This is a genomic window from Kocuria soli, assembly GCF_003797835.1.
In the GTDB taxonomy this organism is placed as follows: domain Bacteria; phylum Actinomycetota; class Actinomycetes; order Actinomycetales; family Micrococcaceae; genus Kocuria; species Kocuria soli.
The window spans coordinates 79,360-103,175 of record NZ_RKMF01000001.1 but is presented as its reverse complement, the minus strand read 5'-3'; the positions used below and the strand labels follow the sequence as shown (position 1 = coordinate 103,175).

At 68.8% G+C, this 23,816-nt stretch carries 20 protein-coding genes and 1 tRNA gene; 10 read left to right on the top strand and 11 right to left on the bottom strand.

The features are described 5' to 3' along the window. Positions 1-9: 9 nt before the first annotated feature. The 5 genes from purM to EDL96_RS00440 form a co-directional block, all read right to left on the bottom strand. On the bottom strand, positions 10-1,179 hold the full coding sequence (gene purM, locus EDL96_RS00460) for a phosphoribosylformylglycinamidine cyclo-ligase (protein ID WP_123823499.1): 1,170 nt from the start codon (positions 1,177-1,179) through the stop codon (positions 10-12). A gap of 10 nt (positions 1,180-1,189) precedes the next feature. Beyond that, complete coding sequence (gene purF / locus EDL96_RS00455) at positions 1,190-2,845, bottom strand: amidophosphoribosyltransferase (RefSeq protein WP_123823498.1); 1,656 nt, start codon at positions 2,843-2,845, stop codon at positions 1,190-1,192. 4 nt (positions 2,846-2,849) lie between these two features. Continuing rightward, positions 2,850-3,299, bottom strand: coding sequence for a hypothetical protein (locus tag EDL96_RS00450; protein WP_123823497.1), 450 nt, complete (start codon positions 3,297-3,299; stop codon positions 2,850-2,852). Positions 3,300-3,372: 73 nt separating this feature from the next. Then, positions 3,373-3,741, bottom strand: coding sequence for a sterol carrier family protein (locus EDL96_RS00445; protein WP_123823496.1), 369 nt, complete (start codon positions 3,739-3,741; stop codon positions 3,373-3,375). Further along, on the bottom strand, positions 3,741-4,805 hold the full coding sequence (locus EDL96_RS00440) for an asparaginase (protein WP_123823495.1): 1,065 nt from the start codon (positions 4,803-4,805) through the stop codon (positions 3,741-3,743). The genes EDL96_RS00445 and EDL96_RS00440 overlap by 1 nt, the downstream gene beginning before the upstream one ends. 75 nt (positions 4,806-4,880) lie before the next feature. On the opposite strand from EDL96_RS00440, the gene purD reads away from it, so the two are divergent. Together purD and EDL96_RS00430 are read left to right on the top strand one after the other, a co-directional pair. Next, positions 4,881-6,161 (top strand): phosphoribosylamine--glycine ligase, encoded by a 1,281-nt coding sequence (gene purD / locus EDL96_RS00435; RefSeq protein WP_123823494.1) that lies wholly within the window; start codon positions 4,881-4,883, stop codon positions 6,159-6,161. A gap of 69 nt (positions 6,162-6,230) precedes the next feature. Further along, the gene (locus tag EDL96_RS00430; protein ID WP_123823493.1) at positions 6,231-7,253 is read left to right on the top strand and encodes a phosphoribosylaminoimidazolesuccinocarboxamide synthase; all 1,023 of its coding nucleotides are present in this window, start codon (positions 6,231-6,233) and stop codon (positions 7,251-7,253) included. Positions 7,254-7,814: 561 nt separating this feature from the next. On the opposite strand, the gene EDL96_RS00425 is transcribed toward EDL96_RS00430, so the two are convergent. The 3 genes from EDL96_RS00425 to EDL96_RS00415 all read right to left on the bottom strand — a co-directional run bounded on the left by EDL96_RS00425 (position 7,815) and on the right by EDL96_RS00415 (position 11,187). Next, positions 7,815-7,888, bottom strand: a tRNA-Pro gene (locus EDL96_RS00425). Between the two features lie 87 nt (positions 7,889-7,975). Further along, complete coding sequence (locus EDL96_RS00420) at positions 7,976-8,935, bottom strand: metallophosphoesterase (protein ID WP_123823492.1); 960 nt, start codon at positions 8,933-8,935, stop codon at positions 7,976-7,978. Between the two features lie 20 nt (positions 8,936-8,955). Then, on the bottom strand, positions 8,956-11,187 hold the full coding sequence (locus EDL96_RS00415; protein WP_123823491.1) for a transglycosylase domain-containing protein: 2,232 nt from the start codon (positions 11,185-11,187) through the stop codon (positions 8,956-8,958). 79 nt (positions 11,188-11,266) lie between these two features. Between EDL96_RS00415 and EDL96_RS00410 the strand changes: the two genes are divergently transcribed. From EDL96_RS00410 to EDL96_RS00400, 3 genes are read left to right on the top strand one after another with little or no spacing between them, the layout of a single operon-like run. Then, entirely contained in the window at positions 11,267-11,464 is a 198-nt protein-coding gene (locus tag EDL96_RS00410; protein WP_123823490.1) for a hypothetical protein, read from the top strand. A 2-nt stretch (positions 11,465-11,466) separates the two neighbouring features. Then, positions 11,467-11,940 carry a RidA family protein gene (locus EDL96_RS00405; protein WP_123823489.1) on the top strand — a complete coding sequence of 158 codons (474 nt, stop codon included), beginning with the start codon at positions 11,467-11,469 and terminating at the stop codon, positions 11,938-11,940. Then, the gene (locus EDL96_RS00400; RefSeq protein ID WP_123823488.1) at positions 11,924-12,940 is read left to right on the top strand and encodes an NUDIX hydrolase; all 1,017 of its coding nucleotides are present in this window, start codon (positions 11,924-11,926) and stop codon (positions 12,938-12,940) included. The genes EDL96_RS00405 and EDL96_RS00400 overlap by 17 nt, the downstream gene beginning before the upstream one ends. Positions 12,941-12,991: 51 nt before the next feature. Here the strand turns inward: EDL96_RS00400 and EDL96_RS00395 are convergent, their stop codons facing one another. Next, complete coding sequence (locus EDL96_RS00395) at positions 12,992-13,669, bottom strand: Crp/Fnr family transcriptional regulator (protein ID WP_047689648.1); 678 nt, start codon at positions 13,667-13,669, stop codon at positions 12,992-12,994. Positions 13,670-13,946: 277 nt separating this feature from the next. Between EDL96_RS00395 and EDL96_RS00390 the strand changes: the two genes are divergently transcribed. Then, entirely contained in the window at positions 13,947-15,161 is a 1,215-nt protein-coding gene (locus EDL96_RS00390) for a MarP family serine protease (RefSeq protein WP_123823487.1), read from the top strand. 103 nt (positions 15,162-15,264) lie between these two features. Here the strand turns inward: EDL96_RS00390 and acs are convergent, their stop codons facing one another. Further along, positions 15,265-17,208: an acetate--CoA ligase gene (acs, locus tag EDL96_RS00385; protein WP_199732494.1), complete on the bottom strand. Its 1,944-nt coding sequence runs from the start codon at positions 17,206-17,208 to the stop codon at positions 15,265-15,267. A 227-nt stretch (positions 17,209-17,435) separates the two neighbouring features. On the opposite strand from acs, the gene nth reads away from it, so the two are divergent. Both nth and EDL96_RS00375 read left to right on the top strand, forming a co-directional pair. After that, positions 17,436-18,362 carry an endonuclease III gene (gene nth / locus EDL96_RS00380; RefSeq protein WP_123823485.1) on the top strand — a complete coding sequence of 309 codons (927 nt, stop codon included), beginning with the start codon at positions 17,436-17,438 and terminating at the stop codon, positions 18,360-18,362. A 5-nt stretch (positions 18,363-18,367) separates the two neighbouring features. Further along, positions 18,368-19,204, top strand: a complete 837-nt coding sequence (locus EDL96_RS00375; protein ID WP_123823484.1) for an NUDIX hydrolase — start codon at positions 18,368-18,370, stop codon at positions 19,202-19,204. Positions 19,205-19,244: 40 nt separating this feature from the next. Here EDL96_RS00375 and EDL96_RS00370 read toward each other — a convergent pair whose 3' ends face one another. Beyond that, positions 19,245-21,179 carry a bifunctional 3'-5' exonuclease/DNA polymerase gene (locus EDL96_RS00370; protein WP_233568573.1) on the bottom strand — a complete coding sequence of 645 codons (1,935 nt, stop codon included), beginning with the start codon at positions 21,177-21,179 and terminating at the stop codon, positions 19,245-19,247. Positions 21,180-21,322: 143 nt separating this feature from the next. On the opposite strand from EDL96_RS00370, the gene ssd reads away from it, so the two are divergent. Together ssd and EDL96_RS00360 are read left to right on the top strand one after the other, a co-directional pair. Continuing rightward, positions 21,323-22,621: a septum site-determining protein Ssd gene (ssd, locus tag EDL96_RS00365; RefSeq protein ID WP_123823483.1), complete on the top strand. Its 1,299-nt coding sequence runs from the start codon at positions 21,323-21,325 to the stop codon at positions 22,619-22,621. Beyond that, a complete protein-coding gene (locus EDL96_RS00360; protein WP_123823482.1) occupies positions 22,621-23,814 on the top strand; it encodes a TadA family conjugal transfer-associated ATPase in 1,194 nt (397 codons plus the stop codon). The genes ssd and EDL96_RS00360 overlap by 1 nt, the downstream gene beginning before the upstream one ends. The last annotated feature ends 2 nt before the right edge of the window (positions 23,815-23,816 follow it).

Sequence of the window (23,816 nt, the reverse complement as noted above, 5' to 3'; positions counted from 1 at the left end):
GTGCCGGGATCAGGAGGCGTAGTCGCCTGCCATGTGCACCAGCCCGCCGTCCACGCCCTTGGCGCCCTGGACCCAGTCGGGCCCGGAACCCACGGTCGCGGGGTCGGTGGCCTGGACGGAACCGAGGACCCAGGAGGGCACACCGCGTGCCTCCAGGTGCTCGACGGCGCGGTCGGCAATCGAAGGATCCACGACGGCGATCATCCCCACGCCCAGGTTGAGGGTGCGTTCCAGGTCGGCCAGCGGCACGTTGCCCAACGTCGAGACCAGCTGGAAGACCGGGGGGAGCGACCACGTGGAGCGTTCGACCGTGGCGGTGAGACCCGAGGGCAGGACCCGAGCCAGGTTCGCAGCCAGCCCGCCTCCGGTGACGTGGGTGAAGGCGCGTACGCCCTGACCGGTTGCCCCGGCGTCGTCGTCGCGGCCGCCGTTGACGGGGAAAGTTCGGGCCAGGTCCAGCACGTCGGCCGCGTAGACACGGGTGGGTTCGAGCAGCTCCTCGCCCAGCGTGCGACCGAGCTCGGGGACGTCCCGGTCCAGGGACCACCCGGCCACGCTCACCACACGCCGGACCAGCGAATACCCGTTGGAGTGGAGGCCGGAGGAGGCCATGCCGATCAGCACGTCACCGGGGCGCACGCGATCGGGGCCCAGCAGTTCGTCGGCCTCCACCACACCGGTCGCGGCACCCGCGACGTCGTACTCGTCCGGGCGCAGGAGCCCGGGGTGCTCGGCCGTTTCTCCGCCGACCAGCGCCGTCCCCGCCGATTCGCAGGCGGCCGCGATGCCGCGCACGATGTCCGCCACGCGTTCGGGAACCACCCGCCCGGTGGCGATGTAGTCGGTCATGAACAGCGGTTCGGCGCCGACCACCACGATGTCGTCGACCACCATGCCCACCAGGTCCCAGCCGATGGTGTCGTGGACGTCCAGGGCCTGGGCGATGGCGACCTTCGTCCCCACGCCGTCGGTGGACGTGGCCATGTACGGGGCGCGGAATCTCGTCAGCGCCTTGGCGTCGAACAGGCCCGCGAAGCCGCCCACCCCGCCCACGACCTGGGGTGTGTGCGTGGCCTTGACGGCCGCCTTCATGAGTTCGACGGCCCGATCACCGGCCTCAACGTCCACACCGGACTCGGCGTAGGTGATGGCCTGGGGCGGGTGAGCGGATTGGGTCACCGGAGGGTCCTCACTGGTTGTGTGCGTGGTGGGTGTTTCGCTTGTCCTCGTCCAGGACCAGCTCTTCGAGATCCGAATCGGGCCCCGGTTCGCAGGCCTCCGGGGCGGCAGTCTCCAGGCCTTCGGCCACGGACACCTCCGAGGGCGGGGCCGAGGAGGCAACGGACGGGACGGCTGAGGTGCTCGGGGTGGACGGAGCGGAACGCCGGGACTCGACCACGGACTTCCCGAGATCTTCGGCGGCCGGTAGCTCAGTCGGGTACCGGCCGGAGAAGCACGCCGTGCAGAGTTCGTCCGGCTGCTGCTGGGTGGCGGCGACCATCCCCTCTTCGGAGATGTACCCGAGGGAGTCCGCACCCAGGGACTCGCAGATGTCCTTGATCGTCAGACCGTTGGCTATCAACTCGGCACGTGAGGCGAAGTCGATCCCGTAGAAGCACGGCCACTTGATAGGCGGGGAGGAGATGCGCACGTGGATCTCCGCGGCACCGGCCTCACGCAGCATGCGGACCAGGGCACGCTGGGTGTTGCCACGAACGATCGAGTCGTCCACGACCACCAGGCGTTTGCCCGCCACCACGCTCTTGAGCGGATTGAGTTTGAGCCGGATGCCCAGCTGTCGGATCGTGTCCGAGGGCTGGATGAAGGTGCGACCCACGTAGGCGTTCTTGACCAGACCGTTCCCGAACGGGATCCCCGAGGCTTCGGCGTAGCCGATCGCCGCGGGGGTTCCGGATTCGGGGGTCGGCATGACCAGATCGGCTTCCACCTCATGTTCCCGGGCCAGCTGTCGGCCCATCTCCACGCGGGATTCGTAGATCGACCGTCCGTGGATCGAGGTGTCCGGGCGGGCAAGGTAGACGTACTCGAACACGCACGCGGCTCGCCGGGTCTCCGCGAAACGCTGGGAGCGCAGCCCGTCCTCGTCGATGGCCAGGAACTCGCCCGGCTCGACTTCCCGGACGAAGGACGCACCGACGATGTCCAGCGCGGCTGTTTCCGAGGCCACCACCCAGCCCCGTTCCAGCCGGCCCAGCACCAGGGGCCGGATCCCCTGCGGGTCGCGGGCCGCGTAGAGGGTGTGCTCGTCCATGAAGGTCAGACAGAAGGAGCCGACCAACTGGGGGAGCAGGGCCATGGCGGCCTCTTCGAGGGACCCGTGCGGGTGCTCCGCGAGCAGAGAAGTCACCAGGGCGGTATCCGTCGTGTTGCCCATGGCCATCTCGCCCCGGGACGGAAACCCTGACTTGTCGATCAGGCCGTCGTAGAGCTCGGCGGAGTTGGTCAGGTTGCCGTTGTGCGCCAACGCCACGGTTCCGTGCGGGGTGCCACCCAGCGTGGGTTGGGCATTGGTCCAGGTGGAGCCGCCCGTGGTCGAGTAACGGCAGTGCCCCACCGCAATGTGACCGGTCAGGGTGTTCAGCGTGGCCTCATCGAAGACCTGGGACACCAGTCCCATGTCCTTGTAGACACGGATCTGCGACCCGCTCGAGGTCGCGATGCCCGCCGATTCCTGCCCGCGGTGCTGCAGGGCGTAGAGCCCGTAGTACGCGAGTTTTGCGACGTCTTCGCCCGGGGCCCACACCCCGAACACGCCGCATTCGTCTTGCGGTGACTTCTCACCGGGGAACGTTTCGAAGCTGAGCTTTCCGTCAGGGCGCGCCACGGGGTCAGTCTCTCACGTCCGGACGCCCACCGGCGGGGCGGTCTTCGACCTCGACCTCCACGTCGTGGGCCTTCTTGAGGGAGCGGCGGTCCAGGAGCAGTGCGACCACGGCTCCGGCCGCGAAGCCCAGCAGCGCGAAGATCGCCATCATGTAGCCGACGACCTGTCCGCTGGTGAACATGGCGTTGCCCGATCCCAGGACCCCGACGAACATCCCGACCACCGCTCCGAGCGCTCCGCCCAGGACCAGGAACACCGGCAGTTTGGGTGCGCGGCGGTAGGACATCGTGGTCACGATGTCGGCATCGGCATTCGAGTCGGCTGCGGTGGCCGTCTCGGGAGAGGCATCCGAGGGAGCGCGGGAGGCGTCCGTGGCGTGGTCCGGTGCGCCGTGGGCAGCGTCGCCGTCGTGTTCGAGGGCCTGCGGATCGGTCGATCGGTCTGCGTGAACCATGGTTTCCAGCCTAACGCGATTCACCGGAGTCCTCCGCTGGATGCTGCGCTTCACGGTGCGGATCGGCCGCCGCTCATGCCCCGGAGAACAGGGGGAGCACCGCCCCGAGATCTGCCCGGGTGCCGGAGGCGTCAATCGCGCCGTCGGCCATCGCGCGTTCCCACGTCGTTCCGGCCGTGGCCAGTGCCAACCAGGTGGCCGGGTCGGTTTCCACGACATTGGGGGGAGTGCCTCGGGTGTGCCGCGGCCCAGGGATGCACTGAGTGACTCCGAACGGTGGGACCCGGACCTCCACGGAGTTCCCCGGGGCCCTCTCTCCGAGTTCCTCGAGAGTGAAGCGCACCGCGGTGGCCAGGGTCTTGCGTCCCACGCCGGTGGGGTCGCGCCGCCAGGCGGCCAGCGCTAGGGTTCCGTCGGCCGGGTCGATCCGGCGTCGCGCCATCAGCCCCGTTCCTCCGACTCGGTGTTGTCTTCCGTCGTCGGTTTTGACGCTGCGAACTGCGCGGCCGCCGCCTCGACCACCGGGCTCACGGCGAGCCGCCCCACGACGTCGTCGCCACCGGTGATCGTGGGTGTCAGGCGGTCGACGACGCCCTCGAGCCGGCTGCGTTCCAGGGCCCCGACTGCCACGAGCAGCTCCAGACCGACCAGGTTGTTGGCGCGGCCGCTGCCGTCCAGCATCTTGAGCGCGACCGAGACCCCGTCCTGGGTGGCCAGGCCCAGGACCCCTTCGGCGCCGAGCTTTGCGATCACCCCGAGGTCCTCCATGACCAGAGTGTTGGCCTTGCCCTGGGCATGCACGTATTCCGGGTAGTCCAGCATCGCCGTCGCCACGGTGGCCAGCCGTGCGTCAGCCTGGATGTTATAGGCGGAGGCCCCCAACGTGGAGAACAGGCGAGCCAACGCCGTGAGGGAGAGGGCGGCCAGTGGGGCACCGCATCCGTCGACGCCCACGAGCGCCGGTGTCTCCCGGGCGAATTCCTCGACGGTGTTCAGGACGGTGCGCTGCAGCGGGTGATCGGGATCCAGATAGCTCTGGGTGTCCCATTCGCTCTCCACGCAGGCCGCCAGGAACGCGGCGTGCTTGCCGGAGCAGTTGTAGTGGAGCCGTGACCCGGAATCGCCCTCCGGAGCCGGACGGCCACGCCGGTCCACCCGGGGGCACTGCAGGGCGGACTCGTCCAGCCCGACCTTGGTGAGGATGCTGCGCACGGACTCCAGCTGCTCGTCCGTGGCCAGGTGTGATCCTGCCGCAACGGCGATCTGGTCCCACTGCAAGGGGGCGCCTGCCTTGAGGGAGGCGGCGGCCTGGAAGGGCTTCAGCGTGGACCGCGGAAAGATCGGCGTCGTGGCGTCGCCCAGGGAGAGGAGAACTTCTCCGTCGGGCCCCATGACCACCGCGGAGCCGACGTGACGCGACTCCACGAACCCGCTGCGTTCGACCTGGGCGAGGTCCACGGCGTCGGCCGAGCTGAAGGTCTGCAGGAGGGCGGTGGTGGGAGTCATGCCCCCAGTATCCAGGACTGAAACGACCCGCGCGAAGGGGCGGCACCGACAGGCCCGGCCGCTAGGCTGTTGAGCGTGAAAACTCTGGTGATCGGTCCCGGCGGTCGTGAACACGCCATTGTCCGTGCGCTCCTGCGCGACCCGGCCGCGGAGGAGGTCCACGCCGCCCCGGGCAACGTGGGGATCGCCCAGGACGTGCCGGTGCACCCCGTGAACACCTCCGACGGCGCAGCCGTGGTGGAACTGGCCCGTGAGGTGGCCGCTGACCTGGTGGTGGTCGGTCCCGAGGTCCCGCTGGTCGCCGGGGTCGCCGACGACCTGCGCGCCGCGGGGTTCCCCGTTTTCGGGCCTTCGGCGGCGGCCGCCGCCCTGGAAGCCTCCAAGGCCTTCGCCAAGGACGTGATGGCCGCAGCCGGTGTGCCGACCGCGCGGGCGCGGACCTGTCGGAACGAGGACGAGGCCGCAGCCGCCCTGGACGAGTTCGGTGCGCCGCACGTGGTCAAGGACGACGGGCTGGCCGCGGGCAAAGGCGTAGTCGTCACCGAGGACCGTGAGGTCGCACTGGATCACGCCCGAGCCTGTTTCCGAGCCGGCGGACAGGTGGTCATCGAGGAGTTCCTGGACGGTCCGGAGGTCTCGCTGTTCGTCCTGTGCGACGGGCAGGACGTGGTTCCGCTGTCACCGGCTCAGGACTTCAAGCGGGTCTTCGACGGCGACCTGGGTCCCAACACCGGGGGGATGGGGGCCTACACCCCGTTGGACTGGCTGCCGGAGGGGTTCGTCGATCAGGTCGTGGAGTCCGTGGCCCGGCCCGTGGTAGCTGAAATGGCGCGCCGCGGCACCCCGTTCAACGGTGTGCTCTACTGCGGTCTGGCCGTCACCTCCCGGGGCGTCAAGGTCATCGAGTTCAATGTCAGGTTCGGCGACCCGGAGACCCAGTCCGTGCTCGCCCGCTTGGACTCACCGCTGGGCCAACTCCTGCTGGACGCCGCCAACGGGGAGCTCGGGCAGAGTCGCCACCTCCCGCTGGCCTGGAAGCAGGAGGTGAGCGTCAACGTCGTCGTCGCCTCTGAGGGGTATCCCGAGTCCTCCCGCAAGGGAGACGTCATCGAGGGCCTCGCGGACGCCGCTGCCGTCCCCGGAGTCTCGGTGCTCCACGCGGGGACCGCCCTGGACGAAGCCGGCCGCATCGTGGCAGACGGCGGCCGGGTGCTCTCCGTCGTGGCGCTGGGGGCCACCTTGGACGAAGCCCGTGAACGCGCTTACCAAGGGGTTGCCCGTATCAGCCTCGACGGCTCCCAACACCGCACGGACATCGCCGCCAAGGCAGCGCAGGGCCTCATCACCGTGGAATAGCCCGGACACGGCCCGACGACGCGCGTCATCGACCACTCACGACCCTTCATGAATCACCAGGAGCACAGCATGTCCGAGTCCCGACCCTCCTCAGTTCTGCCGGACGGGCGTCCCGAGCATCCCAAGTTCCCCGGTCATCCGGCCCCGCCGAACCTGGACGGCTGGCGGCACGTGTATTCCGGCAAGGTCCGTGAACTCTACGTCCCCGAGGACGACCGCATGGTGGCCACGGGAACCTCCGTCGATGACAACGCCGAGTACCGGGCCGGCTGTGTGCTCGTACTGGCGACGGACCGGATCTCCGCCTTCGACCAGGTCCTGCCCACCGAGATCCCGGACAAGGGCACCGTGCTCACACAACTGTCCTTGTGGTGGTTCGAACAGCTCGCCGAGGTGCCCAATCACGTGCTCTCCACGAACGTCCCGGACGAGGTCCGTGGCCGGGCGATGGTGTGCAAGAACCTCTCCATGTTCCCGGTCGAAGGCATTGTGCGGGGCTACCTGACCGGGTCGGGGCTGAAGGACTACCGGCACCAGGGGAGCGTGTCCGGCGTCGAGCTCCCCGAAGGACTGGTGGACGGCTCGCGTCTGGAACCGCCGATTTTCACGCCTACGGGCAAGGCCGAGATCGGTGAGCACGACGAACCGATCACCTTCGAGGAGATGGTCGAGGGCATGGGCCGCGCCGTGTCCGACCGGCTACGAGAACTGTCCTTGGAGATCTACTCCCGCGCCGAGGCGATCGCCCGGGAGCGCGGCATCATCCTGGCGGACACCAAGTTGGAGTACGGCCTGGACTCCTACCGGGGCGCCATCACGTTGGGGGACGAGGTCCTCACCCCGGATTCGAGCCGGTTCTGGGCCGTTGAAACCTGGGAGCCGGGCAAGTCCCAGCCCTCCTTCGACAAGCAGTTCGTCCGGGACTGGTTGCATTCGCCCGAATCGGGCTGGAGCGGTCACGGCCCGACCCCCGCGTTGCCAGAAGACGTGGTCCAGAAGACCCGTGAACGCTACATCGAGTGCTACCAGAGGTTGACCGGGAGCATCTTCGCCCCGGAGGGACCGTTCACCGAGGTCGGGCAGAGCGCCTGACGGCCGCCGTCGTGGATTCGTGCGCGGACGTCCCTTGGCGGCCAATTCTGCGTCGATTCGCAACACCTGGACCAAAGTCCATAGTGCAACGCATTCCCCGCTCGGATACTTCTACTTGAGCGACGCCCGTAACGACCAGATGCGGGCGACTCGATTCGGTGAGGAACATCGCGATTCACTGCCGGGGCGTTCCATCCCCCGGTTCGACAGGTGGGGGCGGCGTCCGGGTCGGGAAGCTCCGGAAGGGTCTAAGGACTGCTGATGCTCTCCCCATCGGCACCAGGTTCTCAGATCGCCGCACGAGGATTGGATCCCCTCGTGGCCCGGCGACGAACCGAGACCATCTGAGGTGGAACGCCGAGCGGCTCCTTCGGCCCAGGAAGGAGCCGCTCCGTCGTTTCCACCGTTCACAGCTGCGGGTAACCGGGTGCTCCCTCTGCCGACCACACCGTTTTGTGTCGACCACACCGCGTATACCGGTGTGGTCGACACAAAACGGTGTGGTCGCGCGCAGACATGACAAAACCCCCGAACCCATGAGGGTTCGGGGGTTTCACGATGTCGGGATGACAGGATTTGAACCTGCGACCTCCTCGTCCCGAACGAGGCGCGCTACCAAGCTGCGCCACATCCCGATGCACTCAACCGGGCCGTGAGCCTGTGAGCAACCCGATCATCATACGGGCTGGGCCACGGGAAGTGAAATCCGTCGGGCGGGGGCCTCAGGCCCTTGCGGTGAGCGTCATCAGGACCGCTTCCGGGGGACAGAACAGCCGCACGGGGGCGAACCTGGACTCGCCCAGGCCCGCGGAAATCTGGATCGGCACACCCCCCTGGGACGTGACTCCCTTGCAGCGCTCGGGTTCGAGGTCGCAGTTGCTGACCAGAGCTCGTCCACCCGGCAGACACACCTGACCGCCGTGCGTGTGACCCGCCACCACCAGGTCGGCGCCGTCGTCAGCAAACCGGTTGATTGCGCGCAGGTAGGGCGCGTGGGTGAGGCCCAGTCGCAACGACGACGGTGCCGTGCCGGGGTCGGTGAATCGACCACGGCCCGAACCGGGCTGGTCGGGGGCAAGGAAGCCCGGGTGACGGTCGTACCCCAGATGTGGGTCGTCCACGCCGGACACGTCGATGACGTGCTCGCCCACTTTCACGCGGTCGGCCCGGTTGATCACCCCCACCCAGCCGGCCTCGTCGAAGGCGCGGTGCATCTGCCGCCACGGGAGCAGCTGCGCCTGCGTCCGGTCCTCGTCCGAGGTCGAGGACTTCCACAGGTACCGGGCCGGGTTCTTGAGCATGGGCGCGAAGTAGCAGTTGGAACCGGGAACGTAAAGACCGGGCAACTTCAGCAGCGGTTCCAGGATCTCCAGCAAGTAGGGCAGGGCCTGGGGGTGCGAAAGGTTGTCGCCCGTGTCCAGGACGAGGTCGGGTTCGAGTTCGGCCAGGCCGTGGACAAAGCGCTTCTTGGCCTCCTGGCCGGGCACCGTGTGCAGGTCGGAAATCTGCAGGATTCGCAGATCGGTGGCGCCAGGAGCCAGGACGGCGAGTCGTTCGTGCCGGACCCGGAACCGTCGTCGTTCGCCGAACACCGCCCACCCGGTCACGGCAGCCCCGGATACGGCCGTGGCCGCCAAGGAAGTGGCGGCCACGGACGCGAGTCGGCTCGTCTGAATCGTCATCGTTGTGTGGATCTCACGGGTCAGTTGTCCGTGTCCGGGTCGACGGCGGAGTCCGCCGCGGCGCCGGCCCCGGCGGCGGGGGCCGGGCTCGACCCGCTACCAGCAGTCAGGTTCGACGGCGGGTCCGGGAAGGTCGACGTGTCGTAGTCAGGGGCCGTGGCCTGCATGAAGCGCTGCCACTGCCCACCCGCGTAGGTCGAGCCGTCCACCCAGTCGTCCGGGTCGGAGGTCTGCGACGCCGGGGTGTCGCCGCCGATGGAGACGTCGTTCAGGGACCGAGAGCCTTCAAGGTAGTTGCCCACCCAGGAAGCGGTTGACAGTCCCTTGGTGTACCCGACCACCCAGGTCTGGGTCGAGTTGTCCGTGGTGCCGGTCTTGCCCGCCGAGGCATTCGGCAGGTCGATCCCGATCTTGTAACCCGACCCTCTGACCAGGACCTCCTTGAGCACGTAGTTCACGGCTCGAGCATCGTCCTCGCTGATCGCCCGCTCGCAGTTGGGCTCGGGGACGTCGTACTCCTTGCCCCGGGAGTCCTTGATGGAGAGGAAGGCGCGGGCGTCACAGCGCACGCCGTCGTTGGCGAAGGTCGCGTAGGCGGTGGCCATGGTCATGGGCGAGATGTTGTCGTCGGAGCCACCCAGAAGGGCCGACAGCTGAGCGGTGTTCACCGGTTCACCGGTCTGGCCGTTGTGGATGCCGAGGTCCTCTGCCAATTCACCGATGCGGCACAGGTCCAGTTCGGAGGCCATGGCGTAGGTGGCCGAGTTGACGGAGTTGTACATCCCGTAGTCCGCCGACATCTTGCGGTTGAACCCACGGGAGGCGTTCTCGAACGAGAAGCCGGTGCCGTCGTTGCCCGGTTCGAAAATCGCACCGCCGTCCACACAGGAGGCCTTCCACGGGAAGTCGGCCGGGTAGGACATCTTGTCGGCGTCCACCTGCTCCTTGACGGAGTGTCCGGCATCCACCCAACCCAGCAGGGTCATGGGTTTGAAGGTCGAGCCCACCTGGTAGCCGCCGGTCCCGCCGTCCCAGGTGTCGGTGTTGAAGTTGTACGTGGTCTTGGAGGCACCTTGCTCGGCGGTGTAGTAGGTGTTCTGCGCCATGGCCACGATGTTTCCGGTCCCCGGTTCCACCGAGACCATCGAGCTGCCGATGTTCTCCTCGTTGTCGTCGCGCGGCTGGGTCTCGTTGACGGCCTTGTTGGCCTCCTTCTGGGCGTCCATGTCCAAGGTCGTGACGATGTCCAGCCCACCCCGCTCCAGCGTGTTCAGACGTTCTTCGGGGTTGGCACCGAATTCGTCGGAGGCCAGGATCTGGTTCTCGACGTAGTCGCAGAAGTACGGCGCGTCCTCGGCAGCGGTACAGCCGGCCTGGGTGGGGTGCAGGTCCAGGTCGAGCGGTTCGGCCTTGGCCTCGTCGTACTCCTTCTGGGTGATCTTGCCTTCGTCCAGCATGGTGTAGAGCACCACGTTGCGTCGTTCAACGGATTTCTCCGGGTTGGTCGCCGGATCGTAATAGGTGGGCGACTGCACCAGGCCGGCCAAGGTCGCGGCCTGCGCCACGCTCAGATCGGAGGCAGGGATGCCCCAGTAGAACTGGGACGCGGCTTCCACTCCGTAGTTACGCGGGCCGAACAAAGCGATGTTGAGGTAGCCCTCGAGGATCTCGTCCTTGGACTTCTCCTGCTCCATGGACATCGACAGCTTCACCTCACGCAGCTTGTCCGCGTAGCCCTTGTTGGCACCCAGGGTTGAGGGGTCGCGGCCGGCGCGTACGTCCTGGTCGATGATCAAGTTGTTGACGTACTGCTGGGTGATCGTCGAGGCACCCTGACGACCTCCGGCGCCGATCAGGTTGTTGCCGATCGCGCGGGCGATGCCGCCGACCGAGACGCCACCGTGGTTGTAGAAGTCGCGGTCCTCGATGGAGAGGATTGCGTCCTTCATGTTCGGCGAGATCTCGTCCAAGCTCACGGGGGTGCGGTTCTCCGAGTAGAACTTGGTGAGCACCGTTTTCCCGTCGCGGGCGTAGACCGTGGAGGACTCGGAGAGTGGGCCGTCCTCGAAGTCCGTCGGCAGGTCCTTGAACCACCCGATTGAGCCGTTGGCGGCCATCCCCATCGCCGCGGCAGGAGGAAAGACGAGCCCGGTGACCACCAGGCCTGCCAGGAGGCTGGTGGCGATGAACGCCACGACCCGCCCGAGTGTGGAGCTGCCGCTACTGTCCGCGGAAGAGTTGGAGGATGCCATTCCGCCAGTTTACAAGCCGTACCTGGGAACCCCGGGGACCCGGGGCGTGGCCCCTCCACAACCCGATAGTGTGGGGGTCATGACCACATGGGAATACATGACCGCGCCCATCATGATCCACGCGACCAAGCAGATTCTGGACAACTTCGGTTCCGAGGGGTGGGAGCTGGTGGCAGTTCTCCCGGGCACGCAGCAGGCCTCCACACCCGACGCTGCCGTCAACGCCCCGGCGCAGACCAACCCGATCGCCTACTTCAAGCGACCCAAGGAGAGCTGAGCATGGCCAACCGGGTGGAGACTCGTATCGCCGAACTCGGACGCACACTCCCGGAGGTTCCCGCGCCGGCTGGTGTCTACGTCCCTGCTCTGATCACGGGGAACTACGTCCACACCTCCGGCCAGCTTCCGTTCGTGGACGGCAACCTGCGCGAACTCGGCAAAGTCGGCGAAGGCGAAGGCCTGGTTTCTGCTGACCGGGCCGCCGAGCTGGCCGCTGTTGCCGCGCTCAATGCGTTGGCTGCCGTCAAGGGAGTCATCGGGGATCTCGACCGCATCGTGCGCGTCGTCAAGGTGGTGGGCTTCGTGGCCTCTGACCCCGATTTCCACGCCCAGCCCACCGTGATCAACGGTGCCTCCCACCTCCTGGGCGACGTCCTGGGCGACGCGGGCGTACACGCGCGGTCCGCCGTCGGGGTCGCCGTGCTTCCCCTCAACTCGCCGGTCGAGGTGGAACTGGTTGCCGAATTCGCCTGACCCCTCACGCCGCCCGCGTCGGTTTCCGCTTCTGCCGGAGTACTGGCAGGCGGCCGGGGTCTGGCTCGACGCGGGCGGCTCCCTGCAACCCGTCTCGCCCGTGGACGCGGCCGCCGTCATCCTTCTGCGCGACAGCCCGGACGGCGTCGAGACCTACCTGACGACGCACGCCAAACGCTCACCGTTCGGTCCCGTGAACTTTCCCGGCGGCCCGGTGGAGGCCGGCGACGACGACCCACTGCCGTGGATCGGCCCGACCTCAATCGAATGGGGTCGGCGGTGGAACGACGACGTCGGTGCAGCCCGGCGGGTCACGGTGACGGCGGCCCGGGAACTGTTCGAGATCACCGGAATCCTGTTGGCCGGTGCCGACAAGTACTCGACCGTGCAGACCGTGGGAGGACGCGATTGGTCCGCAGTGCGCGACGAGCTGTACCGCCTGGAACTGAGCCTGCGAGACCTGCTGGTGCAGCGTCACCTCAGTCTGCGTACCGACCTGTTGTGGCCGGTTTCCCGATGGGTGACTCCCGAGTTCCTGCACCGGCGCTTCGACATCCGCTACTTCGCAGTGATTCTCCCGGAGCGGCAGAGCGTGACCGAACTGAGCGGGCATTCGCGCGGCGGGGCCTGGGTCAACCTCAGTCAACTGGCCCGCCATCTCGACCTCGGTGTGGAGGTTCCCAGGAATAGCGGGACCCACGAGACGCAGCCCGAGTCCCCGGGAGGGGAGTCCCGCGACAGCTGGCTCGGTGACGCCCTGGGAACCCCGGGGACCGTCGGTAGACCCCAGCGCGAACTCCTGGCAGCAAGTGTCGCGTGCCTGATCCAGGATCTGGCACCGTCGCGCTCGGTCGTGGAGGTCATCGCCCGGCCCGGAGACCTCTCGCCCAGGGAACCCGTGCTGGAGGTTCGGGCCGACGGCGGGTACGAGCTCGTGGTCCCGCCGCGTTCCCGGGGGCGGTCCTCCCGGATGGCGGTCGGTGAGCGTCCCGGTTGGTGACTGATTTCCCTGCGCTCGTCCGGCCACCACGGGCCGGACGAGCGCACGGGGTCAGCGTGAGCGCTGCTTGAGCCGTTGCAGGTCCAGGATCACCACGGCGCGCGCCTCCAGGCGGATCCAACCGCGCTGGACGAACTCGGCCAGCGCCTTGTTCACGGTCTCCCGCGACGCTCCGACGAGCTGCGCCAGTTCTTCCTGGGTCAGCTCATGGGCCACCAGGACGCCGTCGGGGGTCTGACGTCCGAAACGGTCGGCCAGGTCCAGCAGGGCCTTGGCCACACGGCCAGGGACGTCGGAGAACACCAGGTCGGCCAGGTTCTCGTTGGTGCGGCGCAGACGACGCGCGAGGGCCTGCAGCAACTGCTGTGACACCGCCGGGTTGCGCTCGATGACCTTCTTGAGGTTGTCGTGGTTCAAACCCGCCAGGTGCGTCTCGGAGACGGCGGTGGCGGCGGTCGAGCGTGGCGAAGGGTCGAACAGAGCCATTTCCCCGAACAATTCGCCCGGCCCCATCACGGCCACCAGGTTCTCGCGGCCGTCGCTCGCGGTGCGGCCGAGCTTGATCTTTCCCGAAATGATGAAATACAGGCGGTCGCCCTGGTCGCCCTCGTGGAAGAGCGTGGCACCGCGCGGGAGCTCCACCTCGGTGATTTCGTCCGTCAGCGCCGCAAAGGCTTCGTCGTCGAGGGACGCGAACAGCGGTGCCCGTCGTAGGACGTCTGTATCCATGATGCTCCTCGTGTCGTTCATAGTCCTGGTCATCGGTGTGACGCAGTAGACATCATCATTATCACTTTAGTGCGACCCGCCGTGATTCCAAACGGTAACGACGCCCGGGCGTTGCCCCGGGGACCTCACATGGCTTCCTCAGCGTGGCTCACTACTGTGAAGGCCTGCTGGTGCGCTCGGGGTGAGTGTACGAACAGCACAGGGAAGAACACAGAGAAGACCACAGGGAAGAGCACAGGGAAGGTCGTCGAGTGCGGGCCGGAGAGGGTAGCTGCTGATGGATTTCAGCGACGGGGCGGTCCAGGGGTTCAACGTCGTGGACCTCGTCGTTCTCCTGCTGATCGGCGTGAGCGTGCTGCACGGAGTGTTCAGAGGGATCGGGCGCACCGCCGGGGGTGCCTTGGGGCTGGTGCTGGGCCTCGTATTGGCGCTGCAGATCATTCCCCACGTGGACGTGATCTCAACCGACAGGTGGGCGCAGGTGGTCACGCTAGCCGTGGTCCTGGTGGTCTGCATGCTCGGAGGGCAGGCCTTGGGCGAGGCACTTCTCGGGCGGCTGCTGGGGACGCCCCCGAGGAGCAGCACCACGGCAACGGTCCTGGATCGCACCGCGGGTGGGGCACTGGGGCTTGCGATCGGCGTCGTCGTCGTTCTCGCCCTTGCCGGAGTCCTCCGACAGGTCCCCGTCCCGGCGCTCGCGGCCCAGCTGGAGGGCTCGCGCACCGTCCAGACCATGCAGCGCCTGATGCCCGCCCCGGTGCTCGACAGCATTCAGGCAGCCCAGGAACACCTCGCGGGTGCCCCGGCCATTCGGGAGATCGACGCACTGCTCTACCCGCCCGTGGAACCGCCCCGAACCGAGGTCGACGATCCGGAGGTGACCGCGGCTTCGGCCTCCACGGTTCGCATCCTGGGCTCCGCGACGGCCTGTGGGACCAACCAGGCGGGTTCGGGGTTCGTCACGGCCCCCGGTCAGGTGGTGACCAACGCCCACGTGGTGCAGGGGACCGACGGTGTGACGGTTTTCACGCCGGAGGGGCAGAGCCTGACGGCCGAAGTGGTCCGGTTTGAGCCCCAACACGACCTGGCGGTGCTCTCCGTCCCGGATCTCGCGTTGGAACCGCTGAGCCTGGCCGGAGCCGACGCCTTGGCACAGCTGGGCAGCGGGACGGAGGCGGCCTTCATCGGCTATCCGCAGTCGGGACCGCTGTCCATCGGCCCGGCCACCGTTCAGGGGAGCGCGTACACGGAGATGGGTTCCGTGGACGGCTCTCAGCCCGTGCGGGTCACGCAGTTCGCCGGTGAGGTGCAGCAGGGCAACTCCGGGGGCCCGCTCGTGGACATGGACGGACACGTGATCGGTGTGGTGTTCGGGAAGGCGGTGGATGATCCGGCCGGGTACGCCGTCGACGCCGGGACCCTCGAGGAGGTCCTGAGCGCTGCCGCCGACGCGAACCAGCCCGTGGACACGGGAACCTGTTCCGCAGGGTGAGTAGTCCGCCCGCGTACATCCGGAGACGAGTGGTCCCGCCCATCCAAGGTGATGGGCGGGACCACTCACGACCGGGCGGCGGGGCCGCGGTTGGACGGGGCGCTCAGTCCCGCAGCGAGTCCACGATCTGCTGCATGACGGTCTGATCGGCCAGAGTCGTGACGTCGCCGACCGGACGGTCCTCCGCGACGTCCTTGAGCAGACGGCGCATGATCTTGCCCGAACGGGTCTTGGGCAGCTCCGGGACGATCAGCACGCGCTTGGGCTTGGCAATCGGGGAGATCTCCTGGCCCACGTGGGCTCGCAGCTTCTCACCGAGTTCGGCCTTGTCGTGGCCCTCCTGTGCGGCGTCGTCCGTCAGGATCACGAAGGCCACGACCGCCTGACCGGTGGTCTCGTCCTCGGCACCCACGACGGCGGCCTCCGCCACGGTCGGGTGGGACACCAGGGCCGACTCGATCTCCGAGGTGGACAGGCGGTGCCCGGAGACGTTCATGACGTCGTCCACGCGGCCCAGGATCCAGATGTCGCCGTCGTCGTCGAAACGGGCGCCGTCGCCGGCGAAGTACATGCCGTCGAAGCGTGACCAGTAGGTCTGCACGAATCGCTCGTCGTCACCCCAGATGGTGCGCATCATGGACGGCCAGGGCTCGCGGACCACCAGGAAGCCCGACTGGCCGTTCTGCAGGGACTCACCCATCTCGTCGACGACGTCGACCTTCACGCCCGCCAGCGGACGCTGGGCCGACCCCGGCTTGGCCACGGTCACGCCGGGCAGCTGGGTGATCATGTGCGCACCCGTCTCGGTCTGCCACCAGGTGTCCACGATCGGGCAGTTGCCCCCGCCGATCACGCGGTGGAACCAGACCCAGGCCTCCGGGTTGATGGCCTCGCCCACGGTGCCGAGCAGACGCAGGGAGGTGAGGTCGTACTCCGCCGGGATGTCCTCGCCCCACTTCATCATGGTGCGGATCGCCGTGGGGGACGTGTACATGATGGTCACGCCGTACTTCTGCACGATCTCCCAGAACCGGCCGCGGTGCGGGGAATCCGGGGTGCCTTCGTAGATCACCTGCGTGGCACCCATGACCAGCGGGCCGTAGGCGACGTAGGAGTGCCCGGTGACCCAGCCGACGTCGGCGGTGCACCAGTAGACGTCCGTCTCCGACTTGAGGTCGAAGGTGTACTTCATGGAGAAGGCACCCTGGGTCAGGTAGCCGCCCGTGGTGTGCAGAACGCCCTTGGGCTTACCGGTGGTCCCGGAGGTGTAGAGGATGAACAGCGGGTCCTCGGCCCCGACCTCGACCGGAGCGTGTTCGGTGGAGGCGGTGTCCACGACGTCGTGCCACCACACGTCGCGACCCTCGGTCATGGCGACGTCCTCGCCGTTGCGCTTGACCACCAGGACGTGCTGGACGGAGTCCCCGCCCTTCTCCAGGGCGGCGTCGACCGCGGGCTTGAGCGTGGTGGGCTTGCCGCGACGGTAGGAGCCGTCTGCGGTGACCACCAGCTTGGCCTCACCGTCCTCGACGCGGGAACGCACGGCCTCGGCCGAGAACCCGCCGAAGACCACGGAGTGGATCGCCCCCAGGCGAGCGCAGGCGAGCATGGTGATCACGGCTTCGGCGATCATCGGCATGTAGACGGCCACGCGGTCGCCCTTGCCGACTCCCAAGGACGCAAAACCGTTGGCGGCCTTGGAGACCTCGTCCTTGAGCTGGGCGTAGGTGTAGGAGCGAGAATCGCCCGGCTCACCCTCGAACAGCAGCGCCACCCGGTCCCCGTTGCCCGCTTCGACGTGCCGGTCCACGGCGTTGTAGGCGGCGTTGAGCGTGCCGTCCTCGAACCACTTGGCGAACGGCGGGTTGGACCAGTCGAGGGTGGTGGTGAAGTCCTTGGACCAGGTCAGCAGTTCGCGGGCCTGGCGAGCCCAGAACTCCGTGCCCTCCGCCTCGGCCTGCTCGTAGAGCTCGGGACCTCCGTTGGCCTGGTCGACGAAGACCTGCGGGGGCGCGTAGGTCTGGAGGTCGTTGTTCTGCTCGGTCATCGGCGTGTGCTCCTCACCAAGGGGCTCGGGCCCGGGAGGTTGCCCCGGGCGTCGTGGACGCCACAGCATATGTGCTGGGAGTCACATGTTCGGTCTGACCTTAAAGCACCGTGGGCCTCCGATTCCACACGTGTCCAAGTTGTACGTCGTGGGATGTCACTCCGGGGTGACGACATGGAGGTCCGGCCCGTCATCCGGGTGCGACGGCGGAACGTAGCATCGGGGTCATGACGACGAACGCCGCCGAAGGTCCCAGCCGGGAGGACGTGCCGCACCCGCTGCACCGCGCGGAAGGTGGGCCGGTGCCGGATCACGTGCGCATCGTGGACGCGGCCAAGGCCCGGGCGGGCGCGTCCCGGCGTCGTCGCACCGGTCGCGAGGAAACCGCCCTGGGACGTAAGCGGCGAGCCCGACGGATCAACGTGGTCCTGGGGGAGACGTACCCGTACGCGGTCGCCGAACTGGACTTCGGTTCCGCCTGGGAGCTGCTGGTGGCCACCGTGCTCTCGGCCCAGACCACGGACGTGCGGGTCAACGCCACCACACCGGCGCTGTTCGAACGCTGGCCCACACCCCGTGCGCTCGCGGAGGCCGAGCGCACGGACGTGGAGGAGATGGTGCGCCCGTTGGGCTTCTACCGCTCCAAAGCCAAGGCCGTTCAAGGACTCGCCCAGCGCATCGAGGACGACTTCGACGGCGCGGTTCCCGGGACGTTGACCGAGTTGGTCACGTTGCCGGGCGTGGGGCGGAAGACCGCGAACGTCGTCCTGGGAAACGCTTTCGACCAACCGGGGATCACCGTGGACACCCACTTCGGGCGGCTGGCCCGCCGCTTCGAATGGACCGTGGAGGAGGACCCCAACAAGGTCGAGGCCGACGTCATGGCGCTGTTCGAACCCAAGGACTGGACGAACCTCTCGCATCGGTTGGTCTACCACGGGCGCCGGATCTGTCACGCGCGGAAGCCCGCCTGTGGGGTGTGCCCGGTCGCAGATCTCTGTCCCTCCTACGGTGCGGGCCCCACGGAGCCGGAGGCCGCCGCCAAGCTGCTGACCTACGAATTCGCGGCGGGACGCGAAGGCCTGCTGGCGGGATACCTGGACGGGATGACGCGCCGGGAGCTGCGCTCGGCCGGTCACGGACTGGAGTTGTGAGGTCCATGGGCACCACCGAACACCAGGCCCGTGCGGACCTGATCCGCGCCGTGCAGGACCTCAACACCGGCGGCCCGTTGCGGATCCAGGACTTCCCCGCGCCGTCCGCCATGCGTGAATCGGCCGTTCTGATCCTGCTCGGCGCGCTCGACGACGTCCCCGCGGTCACCTCCGCGCTGCCGGTGGTGTCCGCCGACCGGAAAGCCGACGGATCCCAGGACTCGACCACGGATCACGTGACCGCCGACCTGGACCTCCTGCTGGTGCAGAGGGCGGCCACTCTGCGCGCCCACCCCGGGCAGGTGGCCTTCCCCGGCGGGCGTCTGGACCCCGAGGACGGTGACCCCAACGACCCCGCAGACCTTGTGCAACTGCCCGCCGGCACCGCTCAGGCGGCCCACGTCCGAGCGGCGCTGCGTGAAGCTCAGGAGGAGACCGGACTGGACCCGGACGGTGTGGAGGTCCTGGGTGTGTTGCCCCGGACTCCGCTGGCGGTCTCCGCCCACCAGGTCACGCCCGTGGTCGGTTGGTGGAGCCGCCCGGTTCCGGTGGACGTCGTGGACCACCGTGAATCCTCCCTGGTCTTCCGCACTCCGCTGCTGGACCTGGTGGACCCGCAGCGGCGTCACAACGCAGAGGTCCAGATCTCCGGCCCGGACTTTCCCCGGATGCGACACCGGTCACCGGCATTTCGCATCCCCCGGGAGATCACGGACCCGGCCGGTGGAGACGGCGACGTCGTGGTCTGGGGATTCACGGGGATCCTTCTGGACCACCTGCTCACCGCGACGGGGTGGGGGTGCCCGTGGGACACCGACGACGTTCGACCTGCCCCGCGGTGACCGTGCCTCCGGGCGGGTGCCCCAGACCCGTGCGAAGACTTCACTTGGCTTGGTCGTAACTGTCGACCGTGGCGACGGTGACCGGGAATTCCACCGGGACGGCGCCGAACACCATGCGGGTGGCCTCGGCGGCTGCAGCGCGGACGATGTCCTCGACCCGCGGAGCCTGAGTGGCGTCGGTGTCGACCATGATTTCGTCGTGGAGGAAGAACACCAGGTCGGCGTCCAGTGTCTCCCGCTTGAGCGCCGAACGGATGCGTTCCATCCAGGCCATCGCCCATTCCGCTGCCGAGCCCTGCACCACGAAATTGCGGGTGAACCGCCCCTGACTGCGCCGCATCGAACGGGCACGGCGCTCGCCATCGGCGGTGGCCGTGTCGGCAACGGTGGTCAGCCATCGTTCGTCGGGGGCCGGTGACCAGCGGCCGAGCCAGGTGCACACCTGCTCTCCGCGTTCACCCACCGCGGCGGCGTGCTCGACGTACGCCACGGCTTTGGGGAACAGCCGGGTCAGCTGGGGAACCAAGCGTCCGCTGTCGCCCGTCGTGGCACCGTACATCGCGCCCAGCAGCGCGACCTTCGCGTGCGACCGCTCGGTGAGCCCGGAATGACGCGCACGGCCCTGTTCGGCAACGGACAGGTAGAGGTCCCGGCCGCGCGAGGCGTCCGCCAGGGCGTCGTCGCGGGCCAGGACGGCCAGGACGCGCGGTTCGAGTTGCGCGGCGTCCGCGACCACGAGTTTCCGCCCGGGCCCGGGTCGCACGGCCGACCGGACCACCTTGGGGATCTGCAGGGCCCCTCCGCCGCGCGCGGCCCACCGGCCCGTGACCACTCCGCCGACCACGTACTCGGCGTGGAACCGGTCCTCGCGCACCCAGTTCTCCAGCCAGTGCCACCCGTTGGCGGTGAGCAACCGCGACATCTTCTTGTACTCGAGGACGGGCTCGATCAGCGCCTCACGGCGGGCACGTTCGCCCGGGGTGGAGGCCGGTGCAGCCTCGACCCAGCCCTTGAGCAGCCACTGGTTGGTGGAGTCCACGGGGACGCCCGCGTCCGTCAGCCCGCGCAGCAGCGACTGGGGGGAATCGGGGTTCAGGGACGGGGCCGCCAGGATCTCCCGCAGGTGGCGGGCTGCCGCTCCCATCCGGCTCGGCCGCGCATTCGGCGCGGGCTCCGGGCCGAGAGCCTCCTCCAGGAGTCTCCGGTGGACCGCCGAGTCCCACGGGATTCCCACACGGTTCATATCCGCGGCCAGCAGTGCTCCCGTGGATTCCAGGGCAGCCAACAGGCGGAGCTTTTCCGGGGCCCGCGAGTTGTCGATGGCCTGGATCTGGGCACCGAGCTCTGCAACGGCCGGGGCGATCCGCTCCGCCGGCTGCGACCTGTCCCCGGGGGACCCGGACGAGGGTGCGGCGTCGAAGAGCCCCAACTGTCCCTCGCCCGGTCCGTTCCACACGGAGCGCACGGGCGGTTCCGGGGCGATTCCGGGATGCTGGGATGCCGGCAGAGGCTCCAGGACCGGGCGATAGGAGACCCCGGAACCGCGTGCGGTGTGTGCGCGGAGCAGGATCGACTGCACCAGCCGCAGGTCGTGCAGGTGCGGTGCCCGCAGGTCCGGGTCCGCCGCCAACACGGGCGGGAGGGCGGTGACGCTGCGTTCGAAGACCCACCGAGGGGCTGCGGTTCCCGCTGCGTCGGCGGTACTGGTTCGGAGGGAGGGACCTGTTGTGGTGGGGTCTGTTGCGCTGGGGTCGGGGGTTGCGAGGTCGGCGTCGTGGCTGCCCGAACGGCGTCGGATCTGGGCGGCGAGATCGGCCGCGGTCACCACGCGGGGTTCGCCCAGGAGGCGCCCGTGCGCGGAGACAGCCTGCACAGTGAACTCACCCGCTGCGTCACCTGTTGCGTCACCGGACGTGGCGGTGCCCGGTGACGGGCCGGAGCCCTGAGCTGCTGCGTGGGTGACGACGACGAACACGCGCCCATTCTGCCCGTCCTCCGGTCAGTGCCCCCGAACATCGGACTCCACACCTGAGTGGCCGGAAGGTTCCACCGGGCTGGACACACATCTGACCGCCGGGCCTCAGCGCCGCCCGGTGCAGCGGGTCCACCGTTGTGGGCATGAACACAACACGCACCTCGGGACGCCGCTCAGCCGGCGAATTCCCCCACGAGGTGACCGGGGAGGTGCCCTGGTCCGCCGAACACCCCCAACAGCACGCGGGGGCAACGGTGGAACGCCCCGGTCGGGGCGGGCAGACCCACCCGGGGACGTTGTACGACGACTCGTCCGGTGACTCGTCCGGTGAGTCGTTCGGTGACTCGAACGGTGACTCGAACGACGGCGAGGGTCTGCGGGTCGGACTCCAGACCGAGGACTCGGCGCTGCGACACCTGGTGTCGGGGATCTGCGCGTCTGCCGGCGCCACCCTGAAGGTCTCGGTGGCGGGGGCGGCGGTGGGAGCCGTGGACGTTCAGCTCTACGACGTGCGCTCGTTGGCAACGGCGGGCATCCGCGACGACGCCGGTGGGGAAGTCGTGCTCCTGGGGCGGCCGGAGGACTCCGGCCTGTGGGACGCCGCCGCACTGCTCGGCGGCTGCCCGGTGGCGGTGCTGCCGGAGGCGGAAGCCTGGCTCGCGGACCGTCTGTCTCCCCGGGCGCAGGAGAGCGCCGGTGGGCCCGGCGTCGTCGTCGGAGTGGCCGGTGCCGCCGGAGGTGTGGGGACCTCGACCCTGGCGTGTTGGCTGGCCGCGGACGCCGCTGACAACGGTGCCCGCACCGTGCTCGTGGACGCGGATCCCGACGGTTGTGGCCTGGACGTCCTGCTGGGCCTGGAAGCGGTCGATGCCTTGCGGTGGCCGGATCTGTGCCGGTCCAACGGCGTCCTCCGGGCGGAGCAACTGTGGCCCCTGTTGCCCGGCCACGTGGACCATGACGACCTTCGCTGGCTCTCCTGGGACCGCGCCCCGCACCCACCCGTGCAGGTTCCGTGGCTTCCCGTCCTGGCGGCATTGCGGACGGCCGCCCACGCCGTCGTCGTGGATCTGGGACGGGTCGCGGCCGGGGACACAGCGCTGGCCACACACTGCGACGTCGTGCTCCTGACCCTGCCGCGTACCGTGCGGGGCGTCCTGGCGGCCCACCGGGCCACCGAATTGCTGGCCCCGGCCCGGGTGGAGTGCGTGCTGTGCGGGGTGGACGTGGCCGATGTCGACGACGCCCTGGTCACGGAGGCCCTCGGCCGCGAACCCGTGGGACACATCAGGTTCGACGGACGGGTGCCCGAGGCGGCCGAAACCGGGCGGCTCCTGGACCGTGGCGGCAAACGGCCGCACGCGCAGTCCGTCTCCCAGATCTGGGACGAACTGACGAACGTGCTGAGCCCGGTCTCCGGGGGCACCCGAGGGGGTGGTTTCTGATGAGCACGCACGTGCAGACACAGCAGTCCTCCCGGGTGGACCCGGCCTTGCTCGAGATCGTCCGCGAGAGCCTGCTGGCCGACGGTGGGCGGGTCACGGACGCGCGCATCGCCCGGGCGGTGCGGGCCTCCGGGCACGTCCTCGGGGCCGGGGGCACCCTGCACGCGGTGCGCAGCATCCGCGCCGAACTCACCGGCCTGGGGCCGCTCGAGCACATGCTGCCACAGGACGGACTCACGGACGTGTGGATCAACGGCGCCGACGACGTCTGGTGGGAGGCCGGCGCTGGTCCCGTGCGGGTTCCCTCGCCCTTCGCCGGGGACGACGAAGTCCGGGCCCTGGCCGTACGACTGATCTCCTCGGCCGGCCGGAGACTGGACGAAGCCCACCCGTGCGTGGACGTGCAGACTCCGGACGGCATGCGGGTGCACGCAGTCCTGCCCCCGATCTCCACCGGCGGAACCCTGATTTCGGTTCGCTTCCGGCACCGCGACGTGATCACCGTGGACGACCTGGTGAACAGCGGCACGGTGAGCGCGGAGGTCCTGGGTTTGCTGCTGGCGGCCACCGCCGGGGGAGCGAACCTCCTGGTCACCGGCTCCACGGGAGCGGGCAAGACCACGGTCCTGAATGCCCTGCTGAGCGCTTGCCCGGTGGATGAGCGGATCGTGCTCATCGAGGATGCCGCCGAGCTGCGGCCCGAACACCCGCACGTCGTCGGGATGCAGGCCCGTCACGCGAACGTCGAAGGCAGCGGCGCGATCGAGCTGGCCGAACTCGTGCGGCAGTCCTTGCGGATGCGGCCGGACCGCATCGTCGTTGGGGAATGTCGCGGTGCCGAGGTCCGCGAGCTGCTCACGGCGCTGAACACGGGGCACACGGGGGCGGGCACCGTTCACGCCAACTCCGCCCGGGCGGTTCCCGCCCGTCTGGCGGCACTCGGCGCGTTGGGCGGCATGACCAGTGAGGCCGTGGCCCTGCAGGCGGGGTCAGCCCTCGACCTGGTGATCCATCTCGACCGCCGCGGGAGCCGGCGGGCCCTGCAAACAGTCGCGCTGCTCGACGAGAAGGACGGGGTGTTGCACATGAGCTCCGCCTGCCGACTCGTCACCTCGGGTTCCGGGGCCGACTACGAGCACGGTCCTGCGTGGCAGCGGTTCCTGGACCTGGCCGAAAGGGGAGAACGGCGATGATC

Bases quoted from the DNA above. Each gene is read 5' to 3' on its own strand.
- EDL96_RS00450 (WP_123823497.1), bottom strand. From the start codon at position 3,299: ATGGTTCACGCAGACCGATCGACCGATCCGCAGGCCCTCGAACACGAC.
- EDL96_RS00445 (WP_123823496.1), bottom strand. From the start codon at position 3,741: ATGGCGCGACGCCGGATCGACCCGGCCGACGGAACCCTAGCGCTGGCC.
- EDL96_RS00440 (WP_123823495.1), bottom strand. From the start codon at position 4,805: ATGACTCCCACCACCGCCCTCCTGCAGACCTTCAGCTCGGCCGACGCC.
- EDL96_RS00430 (WP_123823493.1), top strand. From the start codon at position 6,231: ATGTCCGAGTCCCGACCCTCCTCAGTTCTGCCGGACGGGCGTCCCGAG.
- EDL96_RS00420 (WP_123823492.1), bottom strand. From the start codon at position 8,935: ATGACGATTCAGACGAGCCGACTCGCGTCCGTGGCCGCCACTTCCTTG.
- EDL96_RS00415 (WP_123823491.1), bottom strand. From the start codon at position 11,187: ATGGCATCCTCCAACTCTTCCGCGGACAGTAGCGGCAGCTCCACACTC.
- EDL96_RS00410 (WP_123823490.1), top strand. From the start codon at position 11,267: ATGACCACATGGGAATACATGACCGCGCCCATCATGATCCACGCGACC.
- EDL96_RS00405 (WP_123823489.1), top strand. From the start codon at position 11,467: ATGGCCAACCGGGTGGAGACTCGTATCGCCGAACTCGGACGCACACTC.
- EDL96_RS00395 (WP_047689648.1), bottom strand. From the start codon at position 13,669: ATGGATACAGACGTCCTACGACGGGCACCGCTGTTCGCGTCCCTCGAC.
- EDL96_RS00390 (WP_123823487.1), top strand. From the start codon at position 13,947: ATGGATTTCAGCGACGGGGCGGTCCAGGGGTTCAACGTCGTGGACCTC.
- acs (WP_199732494.1), bottom strand. From the start codon at position 17,208: ATGACCGAGCAGAACAACGACCTCCAGACCTACGCGCCCCCGCAGGTC.
- nth (WP_123823485.1), top strand. From the start codon at position 17,436: ATGACGACGAACGCCGCCGAAGGTCCCAGCCGGGAGGACGTGCCGCAC.
- EDL96_RS00375 (WP_123823484.1), top strand. From the start codon at position 18,368: ATGGGCACCACCGAACACCAGGCCCGTGCGGACCTGATCCGCGCCGTG.
- ssd (WP_123823483.1), top strand. From the start codon at position 21,323: ATGAACACAACACGCACCTCGGGACGCCGCTCAGCCGGCGAATTCCCC.
- EDL96_RS00360 (WP_123823482.1), top strand. From the start codon at position 22,621: ATGAGCACGCACGTGCAGACACAGCAGTCCTCCCGGGTGGACCCGGCC.